This window comes from Mesotoga sp. UBA5847, from assembly GCF_002432735.1.
In the GTDB taxonomy this organism is placed as follows: Bacteria; Thermotogota; Thermotogae; order Petrotogales; family Kosmotogaceae; genus Mesotoga.
The window spans coordinates 336-6,423 of record NZ_DJGL01000037.1 but is presented as its reverse complement, the minus strand read 5'-3'; the positions used below and the strand labels follow the sequence as shown (position 1 = coordinate 6,423).

Genomic DNA, 6,088 nt, shown 5'->3' with positions numbered 1-6,088 from the left:
TTCGCTATCATATCGGACTCTGCAAATACTGTGCATCGCCCTGCTATCCTAACTTCTGTCGTAGCCTGAAGGGCGAGATCGCCAAACCTCTCTATGGGGACTCCGAGCCTTTCTGACTGATGATCAAGGAAGGAACCGGTTCCTGCCGCACATACAGTGTTCATGGCAAAGTCGGTTACCATACCTTCTCTTATCGGTATTATTTTCGAATCCTGGCCTCCTATCTCAAAGATCGTCGTCACTTCTTTGACTTCTCTTAATGCGGCCACTCCGTGAGCGGTAATCTCGTTCTTAACAATATCTGCCCCAAGGAGGACGGCTGCTAGCTGCCTGCCACTGCCGGTGGTTCCAATGCCAAGGACGGTGAGATCGTTGTGTTCTTCCCTCAGCCTTGAGAAACCAAACCTAACGGCGTCCATAGGTTGACCGTTGGTTCTGACGTAATACTTGAAAACTATATCTCCGCTTTCGGAAAGCGCCACTATGTTGGTACTCACCGAACCGACATCTACTCCAGCAAGAATCTCCACAGAAATCTTCACTTGTTTGCGGCAATGCGTTTGCGCTTAGAGTTTCTAATAAGATCGACAAAAGCCTCTATTCTCGTCAAACTGGAGACTCCAAGTTTACCGGCAATTGGATGAATCAATCTTGGTGAAGAGATATCTTCAGTACTGCTTTGAATGTCCAGTGTGAGCAACTTCGACCTGACGGACGGGATTCCATGTTCAATCATGTGGGTAGTCCCATGAACTTAGGGCAGAAGTACTTGCCCTTCTCAACTTAAACCATTCTGGGCACAAATACATAACCAACGCCCTGATCGACCAATCTGAGGACGTGACTGTTGTATATCTTGATCGGAACGCAGATCTCTGGAACAGAGACTCCGATCCCTCTGTCAATCGTCTTCTTGTCGGTCTTCTGCGTTGTAATTACCTCTATTCTCAGTTCTTCAAAGAGATGGACCCAGTACGGCCCGTAATAATATAAGAGTGCTCCAGCTATTCCTATCCTCAACTTATCTCTTCCCCACCGACCCGTACCGACAGGGCGTGGCATTTGACCAATATCAAATATAGCCACCCGTTGTCGACTGGAACAACGCTGGCAAAGTAAAAGCTTCTGATCAGGACCAGATTCGGACAGCTCCTGTGTGCGATGGTTTAATCTCTCTTTAATTACATAGGGGATAGACTTGGTTTACAACCAAACGAAGAAGGGAGGTTAAAGAAAATGAAAAAGCTACTATTCTTGATTGTCTTGCTCTCCGCGCTTTTCTTCACTGGGTGCGTGGATCTTACTTTGCCAGAGGCTGACAGGGGAACGGTGAGAGTTGTCCTTACCGATGCGGTAATTCCTATCGAAGAGATTGACTCTCTTATCCTAAGGATTGAAAGCATAAAGCTCTATGGACCCGAGGAGGTTCCTCCCGATGAATACGAGCCTATTGTGATTGTCGACGAGGCATTTGAAGTAGACATTCTTACTCTTGTGGGAGCGACTTTCAAACTGCCCGACACTACAGGAGTCGTCGGTGTATATAACCAGTTGCGGATAGAAGTGTCTGCGGCAACTATGACGGCCAATGAGATAGTCTATCCAGTCACCGTCAACTCTGGATCATTGAAGATCAACAATTTGGGACTCGAGATTGACGAGGGTTCTGTGACTAATGTTGTTCTGGACTTTGACTTGTCGAAATCCCTGAAAATCAACGGCCGGTGGGAGGACATCGTCAGTGAGGCCGAGATCTCAGGCGAGAAGAAGAGCCACGAAGACAAGGTCCACATGACGCCCGTAATCCATGTGCGCCACGGAAGCCTTTTCGATGTAACGGGAGTTGCCTCTGCGGATCAGTTGCCTCTCCTTGCAGCGCTGTTCCCAGAAGTTGATGGCGAGGCTCTCACGACGTTTACCCATATCGACAATCCGATTTGGGAGGAAGGCGAGTTCAGATTCTGCAAGGTTGGTCCCGGAGAATATAGGCTGGAGTTCTTCGACAATTACATGGATGAAGGTTTCTCGGTCGATGAAAGCGAATCCAGATACCAGTCCCTTTCAGTTACCGTTGTAGATAAAGACGTCGATCTTGGTACAATTGTCTTGGTTGAGAAATAGGTGCATCATACAGTTAAGTCTCGTTCTGTCCTCAATGAGTTTGGGTTGAATAACCGGAAAGCGCTAGGGGATTCATCCGTTCAACACTGTCGATGGTTTGCGGAAGTGAAGGTGGAACTCATATGAAAAGAGTCATCTGTCTCGCCTACGCTGTTGCTTTGGTGTTTTCAGCCGCACTTTCGGTTGGTACTGTGCTTGAAAGCGAGCAGTCTTTGCTTGGTTACCTGGTTGGGGGCGGGGACTTTGAGCTATCACTCAGCATCACCTTAATTCAGAAGGTGCAGCGGATAGCTGCTGGTGAGATTCTCGCTATCTTTGTTCTTCCCGAAGGGTTGATAAGGGTTGTGACCGACTCCAGAGTAGTCACGCTCTCTTCAGACGGTGAGATTTCCGAAATAACGGAAGCTAGCGAGACCGGCATTTTATCAGAAGTAAAGATAATTGACGCCTTCTCTCTTGTTTCTCTGCAGTCAAGGGAGGAGGTTCGCGGTATCTTTCTGGTACAGGAAGAGAACGGTCACTTCTGGCATGTAATAACTGAGACGATGTCCTACAGGTTGGCAAGCAGTTTTGCTTCTACGCTGAGCGTAACGGCAAATGAGAAGGCGCTTGAAGAGGCAAGCGAGAGACTGCGGAAGTCCCTGGGCAAGAAAGAGGATTTGACTCCTTCGGAAAAGCCTGGCAAGCCCGATGATCCAGGTAAGCCCGGCGATCCGGGCAAACCCGATGATCCAGGTAAGCCCGACGATCCGGGCAAACCCGATGATCCTGGCAAGCCCGACGATCCCGGTCAGCCAGACACTCCTCCCGGCAAAGAAAACGGAAAGAATTGATGCTCGATGAAACTCTTGATAGTTGAAGATGAGAAAAGACTGCTCGATAATGTCGTCTCTTTTTTTGAGCGTTCCGGATTTCTTGTGGATGCCTCTCAGAATGCAGAAGAAGGACTGGATCTTGCCCTTGAGCGCAGCTATGATTGTATTGTCCTCGATGTTCTCCTGCCCGGCATGAACGGTTATGAATTCTGTCGCTTTCTGAGAGAAGAGATGAAGTCCGATGTCCCCATAATAATAATTACAGCACTGGGCGAAGTCGACAGCAGAATTGAAGGCCTTGAGATCGGAGCCGACGATTACGTTCCCAAACCGTTCGATCTGCGTGAGTTAGAGGCAAGAGTGAGGGCTCTTGTAAGACGGAATCAGCTGAAGATAGAGTCGATAGTACAAAGCGGTCCTCTCCGTTACGATTCGAGAAAGCAAGTCTTCACCTGCTCCGGGGGAAGACTGGACTTGACCTCGAGAGAGGTTTCAATCTTCGCACTGCTCTTCCGAAACCCGGGAACTGTCTTCTCCAGAGAAGAGATAACCGACAAGATCTGGGAAACAGGCTTTGAACCGCGCAGCAATATTGTTGATGTTTATATTAACTACATTAGAAGGAAACTTGAGTCGGCTGGGATGTATGACGTGATCGAAACGGTTCCGGGAAAGGGGTACAGATTCAGGAGTTTTGCAGATGACGGTTAGGGGAAAGATCTCACTTCTTTACCTTGTAACTTACGGCACAGTGGTGATTTCACTGGGACTGACTGTTTTTTTTGTCCTGAGAAATCTGGAATTTCGCAGGATCGATAATCTGCTCCTGTCATTTCATAACGATATAGTCAACACGTACAAGTTTGCAGGTCAAGAAAACAGACTTCTCAGCCTTGCGGGAAATGAGGACTTTGGATTCGCCATATACATAGAAGATGAACCAGTAGCGAGTTTTCGGGCTGAACCGGAACTGTTCAAAAGAGCTGAAGGAATCGGCACAAAAGGAGACCATCGATATAGAGCGACTGTCGAGCTTATCGAAGGAACCGAAGAGAGATTTGTGACTTTCTACAATCTCGGAAAGTCTGAGGAGTACCTGAAGTTTGTTCTTGCAGTTGTGGTCTTTTCCTCGTTATCCATCTTGTTAGCCGTAAGCCTCATTGGAACAATATTCACGAGAAAACTGATAAGACCTTTTGAAGAGGCCGGCAATCAAATGGAGCTAATCAGCAGAACGGGGCTGAAGGATGCCAGAATTTCCCTAAGAAAGAGTGGAGACGAAGTTTCAAAGCTTGAAAGTGAAATCAATAAGGCGCTGAGTAGGATCGAGCAGTTAATAAACGACGCGAAGCAGTTCTCTTCAAGAATCGCTCACGAATTGAGAACACCCCTCGCGGTAATGAAATCGAATCTTCAGCTCTCTTTGACCGGCAGTTCCTCAAAAGAGAGTATGCGCGAAGCCTTGAGAGAAACTCTTGAGGAAGTGGAAAAGCTCATAAGACTTTCTGAAGAGTATCTGCTTCTGTCTCGCACAGAGATCACCGTACCAATTGAGCAGAGAGAGGTAGATCTCTCCCGACTTGTACTGGAGACTACCGAGAAGATCATGATCCTTCATCCCGACAAAGAGATTGAAATAGAGATCATCCCAGATATAGTGATCAGTGCCTCCGGATACATGATCGAGCACGTGGTAATGAATCTTCTCGACAATGCCTGCAAGTATTCTACGGACGATTCTGTAAAGATCAAACTTACCCGTGAAGAGGAATTCTCTCTGCTATCTGTTTCCAACAAAGGCAAAGCCGTCGATTTCATGAGCCTTGATGAATCCGTGAAGGAAGTGCAGGCTCAGGGATATGGTCTCGGGCTGAGAGTGGTCTTGTCAATTTTGCGTGCGCACAATCTTAGGCTCGATTACGAACATGAAGAGGGCATCAATAGATTCATGATCGAATTTCCCAGTGAGTCCTATTCCAAATAGCATGAGACACGGCCTGGAAGCCGGGCGATTCGTTGTCTGCATCCAGTCACAGGCTCGAGTTTGAAAGTAGTCTGGTAAGATCGAGTATCACTGACAGCCGGAGGAAGAAAATGAAGCTAAATGATTTCAAACTGGAAGTTTACTTTGAAAAGCACGAGTTCGACGCACCCTACCTTCTTGCCCAGTCGGACTGTGAAGCCATGACGATCGGCGAGTTGCTGGAAATGGACGGCGAACCCCCCTCGAAGTTCATGGATACGTGGCTCGGTTACACAGAAGTTCCCGGCAATCGCGATTTGAGGGCGCAAATTGCAGGGCTTTACTCGACCGTCGAAATGGAAGAGGTTATAGTTCACTCAGGCGCGGAAGAGGCGATCTTCAACTTCATGAACGTTTTTCTTCAGAAAGGCGACCATGTGATCTGCCAGTTTCCGGTTTATCAGTCCCTGTACGAAGTTGCGAATGCAATCGGATGTGAAGTGACCCGCTGGGAACTGAGAAGAAGTGGGGAAGAATGGAGCTTTGATGTAGATGAACTGAAGGATCTTGTTCGCCCGGAGACTAAATTAGTAGTGATAAACAATCCTAATAACCCGACCGGATACCTTATTTCGAACGGAGATCTGATGAAGATCGCTTCCTTCACCGAAGAAAGGGGGATTTTCGTTTTTTCCGACGAGGTCTACAGAGGGCTTGAGCTTGATCAATCTATAGAAAAGCAGAAGTCCTTTGCGGACATTTCCGGCAACTCTCTTGCGCTGGGTGTAATGTCGAAATCATACGGATTGGCCGGCTTGAGAATAGGCTGGGTTGTATCTCACATTAAAAGCGTCCTGGAATCAATGACTGGATTCAAACACTACACTACGATCTGCAACAGCGCTCCTTCGGAGTATCTTGCCTGGAAGGCCCTGTGTGTAGGAGATAAGATCCTGAAAAGGAACAGAGCGATAGTTGCTGAGAACTGGGATCGAGCCGCCCTCTTCTTCGAGAAGCACTCATCGGTATTCAGAGTTTCGAGACCGAAGGCCGGGCCAATTGCCTTTGTAAGGTTTCTTGGAGGAGACGTTGATCGCTTCTGCTCCGAGCTCCTTGATAATTCCGGAGTTCTGCTTCTTCCCGGATCGATGTATGATTACGAAGGCGGCTACTTCAGGATGGGATTCGG

The 6,088-nt window shown here is 47.8% G+C and carries 7 protein-coding genes and 1 pseudogene; 5 read left to right on the top strand and 3 right to left on the bottom strand.

The annotated features are described in order from the left end of the window. The 3 genes and pseudogenes from B3K91_RS03715 to B3K91_RS03705 form a co-directional block, all read right to left on the bottom strand. Positions 1–530, bottom strand: a pseudogene (locus tag B3K91_RS03715) (BadF/BadG/BcrA/BcrD ATPase family protein); the annotation flags it as partial. Between the two features lie 8 nt (positions 531–538). Next, on the bottom strand, positions 539–736 hold the full coding sequence (locus B3K91_RS03710) for a hypothetical protein (protein WP_292593433.1): 198 nt from the start codon (positions 734–736) through the stop codon (positions 539–541). A gap of 47 nt (positions 737–783) precedes the next feature. Beyond that, positions 784–1,020, bottom strand: coding sequence for an acyl-CoA dehydratase activase-related protein (locus B3K91_RS03705; RefSeq protein ID WP_292594023.1), 237 nt, complete (start codon positions 1,018–1,020; stop codon positions 784–786). A 216-nt stretch (positions 1,021–1,236) separates the two neighbouring features. On the opposite strand from B3K91_RS03705, the gene B3K91_RS03700 reads away from it, so the two are divergent. The 5 genes from B3K91_RS03700 to B3K91_RS03680 form a co-directional block, all read left to right on the top strand. After that, positions 1,237–2,121, top strand: a complete 885-nt coding sequence (locus tag B3K91_RS03700) for a DUF4382 domain-containing protein (protein WP_292593431.1) — start codon at positions 1,237–1,239, stop codon at positions 2,119–2,121. A 122-nt stretch (positions 2,122–2,243) separates the two neighbouring features. Beyond that, positions 2,244–2,954, top strand: coding sequence for a hypothetical protein (locus tag B3K91_RS03695; RefSeq protein WP_292593430.1), 711 nt, complete (start codon positions 2,244–2,246; stop codon positions 2,952–2,954). Positions 2,955–2,960: 6 nt separating this feature from the next. Then, the gene (locus B3K91_RS03690) at positions 2,961–3,647 is read left to right on the top strand and encodes a response regulator transcription factor (RefSeq protein WP_292594022.1); all 687 of its coding nucleotides are present in this window, start codon (positions 2,961–2,963) and stop codon (positions 3,645–3,647) included. Then, on the top strand, positions 3,637–4,920 hold the full coding sequence (locus B3K91_RS03685; RefSeq protein ID WP_214078834.1) for a histidine kinase dimerization/phospho-acceptor domain-containing protein: 1,284 nt from the start codon (positions 3,637–3,639) through the stop codon (positions 4,918–4,920). Before B3K91_RS03690 ends, B3K91_RS03685 begins: the two co-directional genes overlap by 11 nt. A gap of 110 nt (positions 4,921–5,030) precedes the next feature. Then, positions 5,031–6,088: aminotransferase class I/II-fold pyridoxal phosphate-dependent enzyme (locus B3K91_RS03680; protein ID WP_292594021.1), on the top strand; the 1,058-nt coding region annotated here is incomplete at its 3' end.